This is a genomic window from Cystobacter fuscus, assembly GCF_002305875.1.
In the GTDB taxonomy this organism is placed as follows: Bacteria; Myxococcota; Myxococcia; order Myxococcales; family Myxococcaceae; genus Cystobacter; species Cystobacter fuscus_A.
The window spans coordinates 8,278,278-8,293,880 of record NZ_CP022098.1; the positions used below are offsets into that span (position 1 = coordinate 8,278,278).

Genomic DNA, 15,603 nt, shown 5'->3' on the forward strand with positions numbered 1-15,603 from the left:
ACGAGATGATGGACCCGAGATGGGAATGGGCGCTCCCGATTCGCGAGGCACACCTGCAGGAGAAGCTGCTGGGCCGCTACACCCTGGCGAGCCTCGAGCGCAAGGAGTGGTGGGACCTCTACCTCCGGGAGTTGGCGCCCCACTTTCCGGAGGAGTTGTTCTTCTCGTTGGAGGGTCTGCTCAGCGAGCATGAGCGTCAAGCCAGGAAACGGGTGATAGAGGCCCAAGGCGCAGCCCCTTGGGTGGACTACTGGTGCATCCGGGACGGCGAGCACGTGGCGGCCATGTTCCTGGGCCGTCAGCAGCGGGAAGATGTGTACCTGATGGACCTGAGCATCGTCCACCCAGATGCTCGCCGGAAGGGGCTTTATAGCGCCCTCATCCAACGGCTCATCTCCTATACCCGTGCATTGGGCTTTCACCGCATCCTGAGCAGCCACGCCCCCAGCAACAACCCCGTCATCATCGCCAAGCTCAAACAGGGTTTCAGCATCACGGGCCTGGAGATTGACGCGGAAGTCGGCCCCAACCTGCTCTTGACCTACTTCCACAATCCAGAGCAGAAACGCGCCTACGAGTACCGCTGTGGGGGAACCCATCTGAGCAAGCGCATGGTCGAGAGCTCGCAGGGCAGCTTTGCGCGGCTCCAAAGCAGCATTGCAAAGGCTACGGGCGACTAAGACGGCCTCATCCCGTTGACCCGCAGTCTCCAACCGCAACCTGCCGTGCCCGGTACCAACCGGCTGGCATGATGGATGTGCGATGGAAGCGAAAACACCAGGAAGGCCACCGGCTCGAGCCGAGCACCTCGAGCGGGGGGAGCATGCAACGACCACCCGGACCGGGTACGGAAGCTCCATCGCCCATCACGGGGAGATCCTGCAGGGCGTGTTCGAGCTCTCTCCGGGACAGCTGGAGCGCGCCCTCGTCACCCTCCCCTGTCCGCTCTTCAGCGCGCATGCCGTTTTCACTCCGGACGACAGCGGAACCCTGGCCCTGGAGCCCTACTGGAAGGTCAAGGCCCGGCTGGCGGCCCAGACAACCCTGGCGGCCCATGGGCTGGAGCACAAGGGGGGCCGCCTCGTCGTGAAGAGCGAGATCCCCATCCGCTGGGGCCTCGGCTCCTCCACCAGCGACGTCATCGCCACCATCATCGCCGTGGCGGACGCCTTCTCCCTGTTGCTCCAGCCCGAGCAGATCGCCTCGCTGGCGGTCGATGCCGAGGCGGCCTCTGACTCCCTGATGTTCGGGGATCGCACCGTGCTCTTCGCGCACCGGCGCGGGTACGTCGTGGAGGAGCTGGGCGGCCCCCTCCCGCCGCTCGACGTGCTCGGGTTCAACACGGATCCGACCGGCAAGGGGGTCGACACCGTGGAGTTCGCGCCCGCGCGCTACAACCGGTCGGAGATCGAGATGCTCCAGCCGTTGCCCGGGCTGCTCCGGCGTGCGCTGCGGGAGGGAGACCCCCGCGGGGTGGGCAGGGTCGCCACGGCCAGTGCGCGCATCAACCAGCGGCACCTGCCCATCCCGAGGTTCGACGCCCTCCTGGCGCTGGCGGAGACCGTCCACTCCGTGGGTCTCCAGGTCGCCCACAGCGGCACCGTCGTCGGGCTCCTCTTCGACGCCAACGATGCCAGGAAGAGCGCGGGCATCCAGAAGGCGCGGACGCTGCTTCGCGAGTCTGGGATAGAGCAGACCTGGCACTTCCGCACATGACCCTCCGCCCCCCTTCACACTGATCTCATCATGGACAATCAGGGACGACGCTCCCGCTCCCGGCTCCGCACCGTCCTGCGCGGGCTCTTCCTCCTCTTGCTGGTCCTCGTGGGCGCGCTCGGACTGGGCGGCTATGTCCTGACGAAGCGGCAGGGCCTCCGCTACGAGGCCCAGGTCACTCCGGCCGGGGCGCGCGTGTCCTTCGATGGCCACGGCATCCCCACCGCCGAGGCCCCGGACTGGAGCACGCTGCTGCGCGCCCAGGGCTACCTGCACGCCGGCGAGCGGCTCTGGCAGATGGACCTGATGCGCCGACAAGGCGCCGGACGCCTCTCGGAGTGGTTTGGCGAGGCGGCGTTCCCGAGCGACGAGCGGCGCCATCAGGAAGACTGGGAGGGGGTCGCCTCGCGTGCCGCCGAGAGCCTCCCGCCCGGGGAGCGGCGGGAGTGCGAGGACTATGCGGAAGGCGTCAACCAGTTCATCCGCGAGCACCGCTGGGGGGCCGGTATCGAGTACGTGCTGCTGGGAGTCCAGCCCGAGCCCTGGCGGTGCCAGGACAGCCTGCTCGTGTTGATGTCGGTGGCCGAGGCGCTCAGCGCGGAATCCTTCCAGGACATCCGGAGGAACTACTACCACCAGCGCCTTCCCGAGGACTGGGAGCGCTTCCTGTACCCCGACGTCCACCCCTGGAATCACCCGCTGTTCGAGGGGGACTCGCAGCCCCTCCCCTCGCTCCCGGAGCCAGGGAACTACCTGCCCGCGACCCCGATCGACGCCGTGCAGCTGGGCTCCCGGGTCGAGCGGCCCTCGCCCATCGGCAGCAACGGCTGGACCTGGCGGGATGGCACCAGCGCCTTCCTGGCCAATGACCCGCACCTCGAGCAGTCGGTTCCACAGCTCTGGTACGCCATCCGCCTCAAGCGCTCGCCCGAGGACTGGGTGGTGGGCGCCAGCATCCCCGGCCTTCCGGGCGTCGTGCTGGGCATGAACCCCCACTTCGCCTGGGGCGTGACCAGCCTGGGGGAGGACATCGACGACCTCCTGGTGGAGAAGCTGTCGCCCGACGGCGCGTCCTATCTGGCGGAGGTGGTCGAGGGCCGCGAGGTGTGGCGCCCGCTCCAGCGGAAGGACTCGCGGGTCAAGGTCCGGGGCGGTGAGGAGCGCACCGTGCACGGCCTGGCGACCCATCGGGGGCCGCTGCTGCGCCGGCCGGAACTCGGGGACCAGGCCTACTCCCGTCAGTGGTTGCCCCTGAAGGAGGGAACGCTGCGGCTCCCGCTCCTCGCGCTCGCCCAGGCACGTGACTGGCAATCCTTCAACACCGTGATGGACGGCTTCACCGTGCCCGCGGTGAACGTCCTGTGGATCGATCGCCAGGGCAACATGGGCTACCGGGCCACGGGGCTCACGGTGGAGCGGCGGAGCACGGGGCTCCTGCCGCAGCCGGCCGTGGCGGGGGAATGGAAGGGAATCCGTCCGGGCTCGGAGCGCCCGCGGCTCTACCGGCCGGTGGCCACCAGCCCAGGCACCTCCGACGCGCTGGTCAGCGCCAATCAGCGGGTCTGGCCGGATCGGTTCGGGGCGTACTGGGGCAGCGACGAGCGCGCGGACCGGATCCAAACCCTGCTGGGCACGGGCGCGGCCCTGTCGCCCACCGACATGGAGCGGATGCAGCTGGACACCTACAGCCGCTACCACCACGAGCTCGCCCGGTGGATGGTGAAGCACGCGCGGCCACGGAACGACGCCGAGCGAGCCCTCCTCACGCAGTGGCGGGGCTGGGACGGGAGCGCCGAGCATGCACCGGCCACCTTCACGGAGGTGGCCTTCGCCGAACGTCAGTTCGTCACGCTGCTGCTCGACCGTGTCCGCGCGCGCTATCAGTTGACGGCGGAGGAGCGCTCCCAGACGCGCTACAGCGCCTACCTGCAGTCGGCCTGGGTGCTCACGCTTCTGGAGAACGAGGGGAGTCTGAGGGTCTTCGGCCTGACGGATGACGCGCTCGCCACCGCCCTGCTGGACCGGGTCCTCCAGTCCCGGGAGGCTGGCAAGCTCCAGCCCTACCCCGAGAAGAACGCCTGGGGCGCGCAGCACCCCTTCGCGGAGGAGATTCCCGTCCTCGGCGACCTGTTCCGCGTCGAGAGCTTCCCCCAGGTGGGTTACGAGGGGCTGGTGCGGGTGGAGACCCCGGTGTACGGCGCGACGGTGCGCCTGGTGTGGGATCTGGCCCATCCGGAGCGCAGCACCTGGCTGTTCCCGACAGGCCAGTCCGGCCACATCGGCTCGCCCCACTTCCGGAGCATGCAGCGGGACTGGGCGGGCGGCACCACCCGGGCGCCGGTGTTCGAGGAGCCCTCGGCCTGGGGGTTGTCCCGCGCGAAGTGAGGTTCGCGCGGGACGTCAGGCCGGGGACTGCGGTTCGGCTCGGGGAGGGTGCTCGGAGGAAGAGAGCTGGCTGTAGAGGTCCTCCGGGACGGCGTCCGCCAGCTCGGTCTCGGCGTGGCGGAGCCGGGGGTGCAGAGAGCCGATGACCGTGGCCAGCACCGTCCCCAGGCCCAGCACCATGAACATCAGACCGATGCCGCGTCCGGTGCCCGTTCCAATCACCCGGCCCAGGCTCATCGCCAGCGGGCCGCCGGGGGCGAGCAGGGGCTCGAACACGTGGTCGGCCAACGGGCCCGCGATGACGTAGGCCACCGGCGAGGAGGCGGCCACCACCATCCGCCGCACCGCGAAGACCCGCCCCTGCACCGAGGGCTCCACCTTCCTCTGCCAGAGCGCCATGTTGCAGCCGCTGCTCAGGGGGATGCAGAAGGAGAACACGAAGGCCGCCGTCGCGACGAGCGGGACAGAGGGCTGGAGGCCCCCGGAGAACAGGACCACGCCCTGCAGGAGGAGGAAGCCCAACACCCCATGGACGAGCCGGGCGGGCCCGCCCCATACGCTCATCAGCACGCTGCCCGCCACCATCCCGAGCCCGCTGAAGGACAGCACCGTGCCGAGCACCGCTTCGGTGGTGAAGCTCAGGAGCATGGGGGTCAGCAGCGTCCAGACAATCCCGAGGGAGAAGTTGCCCACCCACAGCATGACCAGCAGGCCCAACAGCCCCGGCCGCTGGCGGATGTAGCGCAGGCCGTAGGAGGCCTCGCCCAGCAAGGAGCGCCGGGTCTCCTGCTCCTGCGGCCCGGGGGCGGTCCGGGGGATGCGCACGAAGAGGAGCAGGAGCAGCGCGACGGAGTAGGTCCCCACGTCGATCCAGAGGATCCCCGACAGCTCGAGGGACACCACCAGCAGGCCGGCGAGCACCGGGGAGAGCAGCTCCCCGAGCGCCTCGCCCATCTGGTACAGCCCGCTGGCGCGGCCCAGCTGCTCCCGGGGAACCAGGAGCGTCGTGGCCGAGGCGAACGCCGGCATCTGGAAGACGTTGAAGACCGAGATCGCCGCGACGGCACAGTTGATGTGCCACAGCTCCAGCTCGCCCAGGTGCAGCACGGCGAGCAAGAGCAGCGTGCACACCCCCGAGCCGGCCTCGCTCAGCAGCAGCGCCCGCTTGCGGTCCCCCCGGTCGACGAACACCCCCGCGAAGGGCGAGAGCAGCACCGTCGGGAGGACCGTGGCCAGGGACGTGAGCGCGAACTGCGTGACCGAGCCGGTCCGTTGGTACACGTGGAGGCTCAGCACGAAGTTCGTCAACCGTGCACCGGTCGCGGAGATGACCTGGCCCGTCAAGGCGACCAGGAACATCCGCATGCCACCAGGGAGCATCTGGGACAGGTTCAGGCCGAGGCTCCCAGCAGCATGTCGCGGAACTGGCTCAGCGCGCCCACCTCGATCTCGGTCAGCTCCGGGTGCCAGATATCCAGCAGCAGGATGACGCGAACGCGGTTGCTCTTGTTCCAGACCTCGTGCTCGTAGGTGTCATCGAACAGCAGGCACTTGCCCTCCTGCCAGGTACGGGTCTCGTCCGACACCCGCATGGCACAGTCCGGCGGCACCACCAACCCCAGGTGGCAGGTCAGCTTGCCGTTGAAGTCACTGCAGTGCGGACGGATGTAGCCCTGCGGCGCCAGGCTGGCGAACATCGCCTCGCCCGCCACCGGCAGCTGCCGGATCAGCCCGAAGGTCTTGGGGCACCGGGCCTGGTTCTCCTTGAAGGAGACCTGCAGCTGCGTGCCACTGCCGACCCGGTAGAAGTAGAACTCCTTCCACCCCAGCTTCTCGAAGTCGTCGCGGTCGCGGAACTCCTCGAACCCGCTGCCGCTGCGCATCGCGAGCTCCAGCTCCTCGCGGATCATCGGGTAGGCCTGCTCGAGCGTCTTGCCCAGGGACAGCTGGGAGGGGTCGTGCCAGGGCTTCGCGGTCAGGCCGGGGAACCAGAGGCGGCCGACCTTGCCGTTCATCTGCCGGGGATCATCGGCGACCGGCTGCTTCTCCCCCAGCAGGTACTGGGCGAACACCTCCAGGCGCTCCAGGTCCGATGCCTTGTGGTGCCGGCGCAATTGATCCATGCCGTACTCGACGGCCTGGGCGACCTGCTTGAGTGCCTCGCCCTGCTGCGTCTCGGATTCCATCGAAGTCCTCTTCACGTCGGGTCTGTGGGTTGAACGGGGTTACTTCAGTCCTTCACGGGCCAGCAGCTGGTCCAGCTCCTCCTCGGAGAGCTCATCCAGCCGGTCCAGCAACGCAGCGGCGTCTTCCGTTGCGCGCTTCAACACCGGCTCGGGGCCCCCCTGCCCACTCTGCTCCTGCAGCCGCGCCACGGCGTGAGCCAGTTCAGCGACCGTGGGGGTCTCGAACAGGGTGCGCAGCGGCAACTCCACCTGCAGTGCCTCCCGGAGCCGGGAGACGAGCTGCGTGGCCAGCAACGAGTGGCCGCCCAGCTCGAAGAAACTATCATGGATGCCCACGCGCTCCACGCGCAGAAGCTCCGACCAGATGGACACCAGCTGCTGCTCGAGGGGGCCGGTGGGCGCGGCGTACGCGGGCCTGCCACCCGCCTGCGCCGGATCGGGCCGCGGAAGCGCCTTCCTGTCCACCTTGCCGTTGGGCGTCAGCGGGAGCGCCGGCAGTTGCAGGAGGGCCGACGGCACCATGTACTCGGGCAGCCGCCCGCGCAGATGGGCGCGCAGCGCCTCGATGTCCAGCGGCACGTTCTCCCGTGACGCCACGTAGGCCGCCAGACGCCAGGTCCGCTGGGCATCCTCCCAGGCCACCACCACCGCCTGCGCGACCGCCGGGTGCTGCAGCAGGTTCGCCTCGATGTCCCCGGTCTCGACCCGGAAGCCGCGGATCTTCACCTGGTGGTCCCCGCGGCCGCGGAACTCCGCGACGCCCTCGCCCAGCCAACGGGCCAGATCCCCGGTGCGGTACATCCGCTCGCCAGGGAAGAAGGGGTCCGGCAGGAATCGCTCCGAGGTGAGCACCGGCTGCTCGAGGTAGCCGAGCGCGACCCCCGGCCCGGCGATGTAGAGCTCACCCATGACGCCCGGGGGCTGAGGCGAGAGGTGCTCGTCCAGGATGTAGAAGCGGGTGCCCGGCAGCGGCCGCCCCAGCGGGACGTACCCCGAGCTCCCCGTGGGCACGCCAGGACCCGAGAGCTCGTAGCAGCTCGAGTCCACCGTGGTCTCGGTGATGCCGAAGGCCGCGACGAGCCGCAGCCTCGCGCCGAGGCGCTCGTGGAGTGCCCGGAAGCGCTCCAGGTCGATGGCTTCTCCGCCCAGGATCACCACCTTCAACGACGCCAGTGGCCACTGCTGCCGGAGACCCTCCTCCAGGAGGGCGAGCACCAGCGAGGGCGCCGCGTCGAGGAAGGAGATGCGCTCGCGATCGATCAGCGCGGCGATCGCCGGCAGGTCGGCTCGCGCCTCTTCCGGGCAGATCACCAGCCGGCCGCCGCTGATGAGCACCTTCATCAGATCGCCGATGAAGATGTCGAAGGCGAAGCTGCTCAGCTGGAGGCTCACGGCCTCCTGCTGCTCGAGCTGGTAGTAGTCCCGCCAGACGTACGCCGCGTTGAGGACGGAGCCATGGGCCACCATCACCCCCTTGGGCCTGCCGGTCGTTCCCGAGGTGTAGATGACGTAGGCGGGGTCCTCCGGGGAGACCAGAGCGCCAGGGGACTCCACGGGCGCCCGCGTGATGTTCTCGGCCTCCGCGTCGAGGTCGAGGAAGGTGACGTGCGTGGACGGGAGCACGTCCATCCAGCGCCGCCGGGTCAGGAGCGTCGTGATGCTCGCGGCCTCGAGCATGGCGGCCAGGCGCTCGGGCGGTGCCGCCGCATCCAGCGGGAGGAAGGCGCCACCTGCCTTCATCACGCCCATCATGGCCACCAGGGCATCGAATTCGCGCTCCAGGAGGATCGCCACCACGTCGCCGCGGCGCAGGCCGCGAGCCCGCAGGGTGTGGGCGAGCTGGTTGGCGCGCGCATCGAACTCGGCATAGGTGAGCCGCCGCGTGCCGCTGACCAGGGCGACGGCGTGCGGCCGCTGGCGCGCCTGGTGCTCCAGCAGCGCGTGCACGCCCAGCTCGCGCGGGGGGTGCACCGGCTGCCAGCCCTGGCGCACCAGGGCCGCCTTCTGCTCGCCGGTGAGCAGCTCCAGCCGCGAGAGGGGCGCGGCCGGGTTCCCGGTCAGCGACTCCAGCAGCCGCTGGAAGTGCCCGGCCATGGCGACAATCGTCTCGCGCTCGAACAGGTCCGTGCAGAACTCGAACGAGCCCAGCAGCCGGTTTCCCTGCTCGACCAGGGTGAGACACAGGTCGAACTGCGCGGCGCGCTGGCCCAGGTGGATGGACTCGAGTTCCAAGCCACCGAGGTCCACCCGCCCTCCCCCTTCGCCCAGGAGGAAGGTGCCCAGCGCCGCGCCGTGCTCGCGCGGAGGCTTGAGCACCGCGAACATGGTCTGGAACAACGGCGCGCGGCTGGAGTCCCGCGCCAGCCCCAGCTGCTGGACGAGGAGCGGGTGGGGATGGTCCTGATGGTCCAGGGCCTCGAGCACCGCCTGCCGCGTGCGCGCCAGCAGCGTCTGCCAGCCCGTGCTTGCCTCGCAGCGGGTGCGGATGGCCACCGGGTTGACGAAGTACCCGACCACGTCCTCGAACTCCGCGCGGCTGCGGCCCGAGGCGGGCGAGCCGATCACCAGCTCCTCCTGGCCGGTGTAGCGGTGGAGCAACGCCTGGTAGGCCGCCAGGAGCGTGGTGTAGAGGGTCGCCCCCTGCGCGCGGGAGAGCGTCTGGAGCCGCTCCGTCAGGTCCGCCGGGAGCGAGAAGCTGTACTTGCTGCCCCTGGCCGACCAGACACGCGGGCGGACCCGGTCCGTGGGGAGGGCCAGCACCGGGAGCTGGCCGGACAGCCGCTCCTTCCAATAGGCCTGGTCCCGCGCACCTTCCGGTCCCGCCAGCCGCGCGGCCTGCCACCGGACGAAGTCCTCGTATCCGGCGGGAAGCGGCTTGAGCGGAGTCTCGCCGCGTGCACACTCGGCGGGATAGAGCTGGCTCAGCTCATCCAGCATCACGACGAGGGACCACATGTCCACCGCCACGTGGTGGGCCACCAGCAGGAGCAGGTGCTCGTCCCTGCGGGCCGACAACAGCTCGACCCGGAACACCGGGCCGCGAGCCAGGTCGAAGGGGGTGTGCGCCTGCTCCTCCAGCCAGGCCACCCGCGCCTCCGGGGTCCACGTGGACACGTCCTGGTGCCGCAATGGCAGGGCCTGGCCGGTGTGGATGCGCTGCACCCACTCGCTCCCGGCGAGCTCGTAGGTCGTCCGCAGCACCGGGTGCCGCCGCAGCAGGTGCTCGATGGCGCGCTGGAAGGCCGGCACATCCAGCTGCGAGTGGACCCGCGCCGCCACGGAGACGTTGTAGGCCGTGCTCTGGGGGGCCCACTGCTGCTCGAACAGCAGGGCCTGCTGCCCGTAGGTGCAGGGGAACACCTCGCGGGAGTCCTCTCGCTCGGGCGCGAGCTCGACGGAGGGCGCTTCGTCCAAGGACGCGAGCACGCGCTCGGCGAGCATCTCCAGGGAGACGTCCTCGCGCAGGAAGAAGGAGTGAGGCAGCGAGAGCGTCAGCGCCGCCTCGAGCTCGTTCTTGAGTTCCACGATGGAGAGCGAGTCCACGCCCAGCGCGGTGAGCGGCTGGTCCTTGCCGAGGTCTCCAGGCGTGACGCGGAGGACCCGGGCCACCTGGTGCCGCAGGCGCTCCAGGAGAAAGGCCCTGCGCGCTCCGGTGGGCTGCTCCAGCAGGGCCGCCCGGGAGAGCGGGGCCACTTCGGTGGAGAGCGCGTCCTCCTGTGCGAGCACGCTGACGCCGACGGTCTTCAGCTCGCCCTTCAGGTACGTGGCCTTGCAGGCCCGGCGCTGGACCTTTCCGCTCGAGGTCTTCATCAGCGTGGCCGGCCGGATCAACACCACCGCATGGGGAGCGATCTCATGGTGCTGGGAGACCGCCCGGCGGATGGCCCGCGACACGCCCTCGACGTCCACCCGGTTCGGCTGCTCCACCTCCTGCACCACCACCAGCCGCTCCTCGCCGTCCACATCGACGGAGAAGGCGGCGCCGCAGCCGGCGCGGAGCGAGGCATGGCTCTGTTCCACCGTCCGCTCGATGTCCTGCGGATAGTGGTTGCGGCCCCGGAGGATGATGAGGTCCTTGAGCCGCCCGGTGACGAAGAGCGAGCCCTGGTCGATGAAGCCCAGATCGCCCGTCCGCAGGAACCGGGTGTTCGTGTCGTCCGCGAGCGTCGCGCCAAAGGTTTCTTCCGTCGCCTCCGGGCGCTTCCAGTAGCCCCGCGCGACGCTCGGCCCGGAGACCCACACCTCACCGACCTGATCGGCCGGGCAGCGCAGCCGGGTGGCCGGATCGACGATCTCCACCCGCAGGTCGCCGCGCGGATGGCCACACCCAACGAGGGCGGCGCGCTCGGCCGCACCGGCCGCCGGACGCACCTGGTGCGCCCCGAGCCCCTCGGCATCCACCTCGCGGAGGACGGGCGCCTGGCCGACGGTGGTGCCAGTGACGAACAGCGTCGCCTCGGCCAGCCCATAGCAGGGGTAGAAGGACTCCTTGCCAAACCCGTAGGCGCTGAACACCTCCGCGAAGCGCTGCAGCGTGAGCGAGCGGACGGGCTCGGAGCCACTGAACGCCGCCTTCCAGGCGCTCAGATCCAGCCCCTGGCACTGCTCGGGGCTGACACGGCGCACGCAGTGGTCATAGGCGAAGTTCGGTCCACCGCTCGAGGTCGCCCGGTAGCGGGACACCGCCTGCAGCCAGCGCACCGGCTTCTGGATGAAGTCCACGGGCGACATCAGGATGCAGGGCACTCCCAGATAGGCGGCCTGGAGCGCGCTGCCGATGAGCCCCATGTCGTGGAACAGCGGGAGCCAGCTGACGATGACCGCCTCGTCGGTGTGCGCGTACCCCTCGCGGATCAGCTCCTCGTTGTGCAGGAGGTTGCCATGACTGACCATGACGCCCCGCGGCACGCCGGTGGAGCCGGAGGTGTACTGGAGCAGGGCCAGGGAGTCGGGGCCCACCTGGGGCAGACGCCAGTCCCCGGCGACCGTCAGGTCCACCTGGTCCACGGGAATCATCGCGACCGCCGCGAGCTCGGGAATTTCCCGCAGGGTGGCGCTGCTGGTCCCAAGGACCTTCCGGGTGGCCAGCACGGCACGGGGCTCGGAGTCCTGCGCGATCGCGCGGATGCGCAGCAGGTGGTGGTTGGCGCGCGGCGGGTAGGCCGGGACGGCAATCACCCCGGCGTACAGGCAGCCGAAGAAGGCGCTGATGAAGTCCAGTCCCTGGGGGCACAGCAGCAGCACCCGCTCCCCCGGCGCGACCTGTCCCTGCAGGCTGGCCGCCACGGCCCGAGCACGCTGATCCAACTGGGCGAAGGACAGCTCGGCGGACTCCACCTCCCCGCGCTCCAGATAGAGGAAGGCCCTGCGGTCCGGACGCTGTTGCGCGTGGGCCCGAAGCTGGTGCACGAACGTGGAGGCAGGGGACTGGCGAGACTGTGTCATGGACCTTTGTTCCACGAGATAAGGAGTTGATGGCCCGGGATACATCCGTGACGGATCCGCGCGGGTCAACCCGGCGCCAGGCACGGGGCACTCATGTGGCCCGCGCCCTCACGTATGCTCGGCATCCATCCAGGCCCGGAGAAGCGAGCCCAAGCCGGTCAAACCGCTATCCATCACGGAGGCGATTTGGCATGTTCGGCTCTCCGAAGCAAGCAACCCTCTTTGTACATCTGGATGGACTGAAGTGATGATCGAGCTGCGGAGTGACACCTTCACCCTGCCCACTGCCGAGATGATGGATGCCATTGCGCGCGCGCCACTCGGGGACGATGTCTATGGGGAGGATCCCACGGTCCGTGAGCTCGAGCGGCGTTCAGCGGCGATCCTCGGCAAGGAGGCCGCGCTGCTCGTTCCCAGCGGCACCATGGCCAACCTGGTCAGCCTGCTCGCGCACTGCCCGCGAGGCAGCAAGGTGCTGGTGGGCGACGAGACTGACATCTACATCTATGAGGCGGCCGGCGCCTCCGTGTGTGGCGGGCTGATGTACGAGCCCATCCCCACGCAGCCGGATGGGCGGTTGGAGTTGAAGGACCTCGCCGCGGCGTTCCCGTCGGACCCCTCGGATCCGCAGTTCGCGCTGCCGGCGTTGCTGTGCCTGGAGAACCCGCACAACCGCTGTGGAGGCAAGGTGCTGCCGGTGAGCTACCTGGCCGAGGTGCGGCACTTCGCGCGCGAGCGGGGCATCCCCGTGCACATGGATGGGGCGCGGCTGTTCAACGCGGCCGTGGCGCTGAAGAAGCCCGCGGCGGAACTCGCCCAGTACGCCGACTCCATCCAGTTCTGCCTGTCCAAGGGTCTGTCGGCGCCCGTTGGCTCCATGGTGGTTGGAAGCCAGGAGTTCATCCGCAAGGCCTACCGGCTCCGGAAGATGCTCGGCGGCGGCATGCGGCAGGCGGGCATCATCGCCGCGGCCGGGCTGGTGTCGCTCGAGCGCATGGTGGACCGGCTCGAGGAGGACCACCGCAACGCCCAACGGCTGGCGGAGGGGCTGCGCAAGCTTCCCGGGCTGGAGGTGGTGGATCGGCACATCGAGACGAACATCGTGTTCTTCCGGGTCGTGGATCCCCGCTTCACGATGGAGCGCTTCATGGAGGCGCTGGGCCGCCGCGGCGTCCGGGTGGCGGAGCTCGGGCACGGGCGCATCCGCGCCGTCACCCACTCGGGGGTGAGCACGCAGCAGGTGGATGAAGCGCTGAGCATCGTGCGCTCGGTGCTGGAGCACGGGGAGTAGGCCCAGGACGCGAACCCCTCCTGGGGGCCCGCGGCGCGGGACTCCCTCAGGAGCTCGGACAAACCACGGCCGACCTCATATGGGCGGCCTGACCCTCACCACGGATGCGCGATGAACGCGCGGCCGTTTCCGGTGGAACACATGCCAGTCAAAGCCTCGTCGGTTCTGGAACTCATGAAGAATACGCCGCTCGTCCGCTTGCGCGGCCGTGGCGTCTCGACACCTCGTGCCCGGCTCTGGGGCAAGCTGGAGCTGGCCATGCCCGGCCAGATGAAGGACCGCGTCGCGCTCCAGGCCGTCGAGGACGCCGAGGCCCGGGGCGAGCTGCGCCCGGGCGGGGTCATCGTCGAGAGCTCGTCCGGCACCATGGCCGAGGGACTGGCGCGCGTGGGCAGCCTCAAGGGCTACCGGGTCATCATCGTCACCGACCCGCGCATCGACACCACCGCCGCCGCCAAGCTCCAGGCGCTGGGCGCCGAGCTGGAGGTGGTGGACGTCTACCACCCAGAGGGCGGCTGGCAGCACTCGCGACTGCAGCGGCTGCGCGAGGTGCTGGAGCGCAACCCGGGCGCCTTCTGGCCCCGGCAGTACGACACGCCGAGCAATCCCAACGCCTACGTCAATCACCTGTCGCAGGAGCTGCTCGAGGCGCTGGGCTCCAACCTGGTCGCGGTGGTGGGCTCCGTGGGCAGCGGCGGCTCGCTGAGCGGCACCGCGCAGGCGCTCCGCCAGAAGCTGCCCAACGTCCGGGTGGTGGCGGTGGATGCCGTGGGCTCGGTCCAGTTCCACCAGCCCAACCGCAAGCGGCTGCAGAGTGGCCACGGCAACAGCATCATCGCCGGCAACATCAACTACCGCGTCATGGACGAGGCCCACTGGCTGTCGGATGGCGAGGTGTTCTCCGGCTGCTGGGAGCTGGCGCGCCGTGAGGGCGTCTTCGCCGGGGGCTCCTCCGGCGCCGCCTACATCGTGGCCTCCTGGGTCGCCGAGCAGTACGGGCCCGACCAGGACGTGGTGGTCATCCTGCCGGACAGAGGCGACAGGTACGCGGACACCATCTACTCGCGCGACTACCTGGCCAAGCACAACCTGGTGGGCATTGAAGCGGCGGCGCAGCCCACGCGCATCCGCTACGGCGTCGATGTCGCCGAGCGCTGGAGCTGGGCGCCCCTGCCCCATGACGGCTCGGTGCCCTACCACGCCCCGGAGGCCATCCTCAGCGGGCAACTGACGCGCGAGCTCGGGCTGCCGGACCCGGAGGCGAAGCCATGAACCACTTCGTCTTCATCGAGAGCAACACCACGGGCACGGGTCGGCTCGCGGTGGAGCGCCTGCTGGCGCAGGGCGAGCAGGTGACGTTCATCACCCGGCAGCCGAAGAAGTACCCCTTCCTCCAGCGGGCAACGGCCGGGCTGCGCGTCCTCGAGGTGGAGACCAACGACGTGGAGGCGGTGAAGGCGCGCGTGCGCGAGCTGAAGCAGCAGACTCCGCCCAACGCGCTCGTCACCTTCTCCACCTTCTACGTGCCCACCGTCGCCGAGGTCGCGGCGGACAGCGGCTTCCGCTACCTCAATGCGCGGGCGGCGCACGACTGCCACGACAAGTACCGCTCGCGCCAGGTGCTGCGGCGCGCCGGCCTGCCGACACCTGACTTCTGGCTGGTGACGACGGACGAGGAGTTGCGGCGGCTCAGCGAGACGGTGCGCTACCCGTGCGTGGTCAAGCCCATCGCGGAGAGCGGCAGCAACGGCGTGCGCCTGGTCCACCACCGAGAAGAGCTGGTGGCCCATGCCCAGACACTGCGGGCCCGGAGAGTCAATGAGCGGGAGCAGCCGCTGCAGGGCCACCTGCTCATCGAGAGCCTGCTGAGCGGCCCCGAGTTCAGCGTCGAGACCATCACCCTGGGACCGGGCCGCACCCAGGTCCTCGGCGTCACCGCCAAGCACCTGTCCACCCCGCCGCACTTCGTGGAGATGGGGCACGACTTCCCGGCCGAGCTGGAGCCGAAGGAGCGGAGGGCCCTGGAGGAAGCCACGGTGGCGGCGCTGGAGGCGGTGGGGTTTGACTGGGGCCCGGCGCACACCGAGATTCGCCTCACCCCCAGCGGCCCGGTGGTGGTGGAAATCAACCCGCGGCTGGCCGGAGGGATGATTCCCGAGATGGTGCGCTACGCCACGGGCATTGACCAGCTCACGGTGATGTTGGACATGCTGCTGGGCAAGGCGGTGTCGTTGGAGCCGACGCGCCAGGAGTACGCGGCCATCCGCTTCCTGACGGCACCGCGCCGGGGCCGAATCACCCACGTGACGGGGGTAGAGGAAGCCCGGCGACTGCCCGGCATCCGCGAGGTGAGCGTGGACAAGGGAGTGGGCAGCGTGGTCCGCTTCCCGGAGAACGCCATCGATCGGCTGGGCTACGTCATTGCCAGCAGTCCCAACCGGGCGGAGGCGATCGCGAGCGTCAACCAGGCGCGCACGCTCATCGAACTCCAGCTCGAGGACGTCCAGGAATAGGAATCCTCCAGCGGCACCAACTCCTCACGAACGCGAAGGCGCTGGTGCCGCTGGGTCCGAGACGTGG

9 protein-coding genes are annotated in these 15,603 nt (G+C 69.7%); 6 read left to right on the top strand and 3 right to left on the bottom strand.

The features are described 5' to 3' along the window. Positions 1 to 5: 5 nt before the first annotated feature. The 3 genes from CYFUS_RS33245 (at position 6) to CYFUS_RS33255 (ending at position 4,101) form a co-directional block, all read left to right on the top strand. Entirely contained in the window at positions 6 to 680 is a 675-nt protein-coding gene (locus tag CYFUS_RS33245) for a GNAT family N-acetyltransferase (RefSeq protein WP_157758803.1), read from the top strand. A gap of 208 nt (positions 681 to 888) precedes the next feature. Then, positions 889 to 1,716: a hypothetical protein gene (locus CYFUS_RS33250; protein WP_198316226.1), complete on the top strand. Its 828-nt coding sequence runs from the start codon at positions 889 to 891 to the stop codon at positions 1,714 to 1,716. Between the two features lie 30 nt (positions 1,717 to 1,746). Continuing rightward, entirely contained in the window at positions 1,747 to 4,101 is a 2,355-nt protein-coding gene (locus CYFUS_RS33255; RefSeq protein ID WP_095988885.1) for a penicillin acylase family protein, read from the top strand. Positions 4,102 to 4,116: 15 nt separating this feature from the next. Here the strand turns inward: CYFUS_RS33255 and CYFUS_RS33260 are convergent, their stop codons facing one another. The 3 genes from CYFUS_RS33260 to CYFUS_RS33270 are packed head-to-tail and all read right to left on the bottom strand — an operon-like array spanning position 4,117 to position 11,732. Next, complete coding sequence (locus CYFUS_RS33260) at positions 4,117 to 5,460, bottom strand: MFS transporter (RefSeq protein ID WP_198316227.1); 1,344 nt, start codon at positions 5,458 to 5,460, stop codon at positions 4,117 to 4,119. 32 nt (positions 5,461 to 5,492) lie between these two features. Next, positions 5,493 to 6,287 carry an aspartyl/asparaginyl beta-hydroxylase domain-containing protein gene (locus CYFUS_RS33265; RefSeq protein ID WP_095988887.1) on the bottom strand — a complete coding sequence of 265 codons (795 nt, stop codon included), beginning with the start codon at positions 6,285 to 6,287 and terminating at the stop codon, positions 5,493 to 5,495. Between the two features lie 39 nt (positions 6,288 to 6,326). Further along, positions 6,327 to 11,732 carry a non-ribosomal peptide synthetase gene (locus CYFUS_RS33270; RefSeq protein ID WP_198316228.1) on the bottom strand — a complete coding sequence of 1,802 codons (5,406 nt, stop codon included), beginning with the start codon at positions 11,730 to 11,732 and terminating at the stop codon, positions 6,327 to 6,329. 247 nt (positions 11,733 to 11,979) lie between these two features. Between CYFUS_RS33270 and ltaE the strand changes: the two genes are divergently transcribed. The 3 genes from ltaE to CYFUS_RS33285 all read left to right on the top strand — a co-directional run bounded on the left by ltaE (position 11,980) and on the right by CYFUS_RS33285 (position 15,536). Continuing rightward, positions 11,980 to 13,023, top strand: coding sequence for a low-specificity L-threonine aldolase (ltaE, locus tag CYFUS_RS33275; RefSeq protein ID WP_095988889.1), 1,044 nt, complete (start codon positions 11,980 to 11,982; stop codon positions 13,021 to 13,023). Positions 13,024 to 13,197: 174 nt separating this feature from the next. Beyond that, complete coding sequence (locus CYFUS_RS33280; RefSeq protein ID WP_232536953.1) at positions 13,198 to 14,295, top strand: cysteine synthase family protein; 1,098 nt, start codon at positions 13,198 to 13,200, stop codon at positions 14,293 to 14,295. After that, positions 14,292 to 15,536, top strand: coding sequence for an ATP-grasp domain-containing protein (locus tag CYFUS_RS33285; protein WP_095988890.1), 1,245 nt, complete (start codon positions 14,292 to 14,294; stop codon positions 15,534 to 15,536). The genes CYFUS_RS33280 and CYFUS_RS33285 overlap by 4 nt, the downstream gene beginning before the upstream one ends. Positions 15,537 to 15,603: the final 67 nt, after the last annotated feature.

Coding starts and splice junctions, on each gene's coding strand:
- CYFUS_RS33245 (WP_157758803.1), top strand. CDS start 6: ATGATGGACCCGAGATGGGAATGGGCGCTCCCGATTCGCGAGGCACAC.
- CYFUS_RS33255 (WP_095988885.1), top strand. CDS start 1,747: ATGGACAATCAGGGACGACGCTCCCGCTCCCGGCTCCGCACCGTCCTG.
- CYFUS_RS33260 (WP_198316227.1), bottom strand. CDS start 5,460: ATGTTCCTGGTCGCCTTGACGGGCCAGGTCATCTCCGCGACCGGTGCA.
- CYFUS_RS33265 (WP_095988887.1), bottom strand. CDS start 6,287: ATGGAATCCGAGACGCAGCAGGGCGAGGCACTCAAGCAGGTCGCCCAG.
- CYFUS_RS33270 (WP_198316228.1), bottom strand. CDS start 11,732: ATGACACAGTCTCGCCAGTCCCCTGCCTCCACGTTCGTGCACCAGCTT.
- ltaE (WP_095988889.1), top strand. CDS start 11,980: ATGATCGAGCTGCGGAGTGACACCTTCACCCTGCCCACTGCCGAGATG.
- CYFUS_RS33280 (WP_232536953.1), top strand. CDS start 13,198: ATGAAGAATACGCCGCTCGTCCGCTTGCGCGGCCGTGGCGTCTCGACA.
- CYFUS_RS33285 (WP_095988890.1), top strand. CDS start 14,292: ATGAACCACTTCGTCTTCATCGAGAGCAACACCACGGGCACGGGTCGG.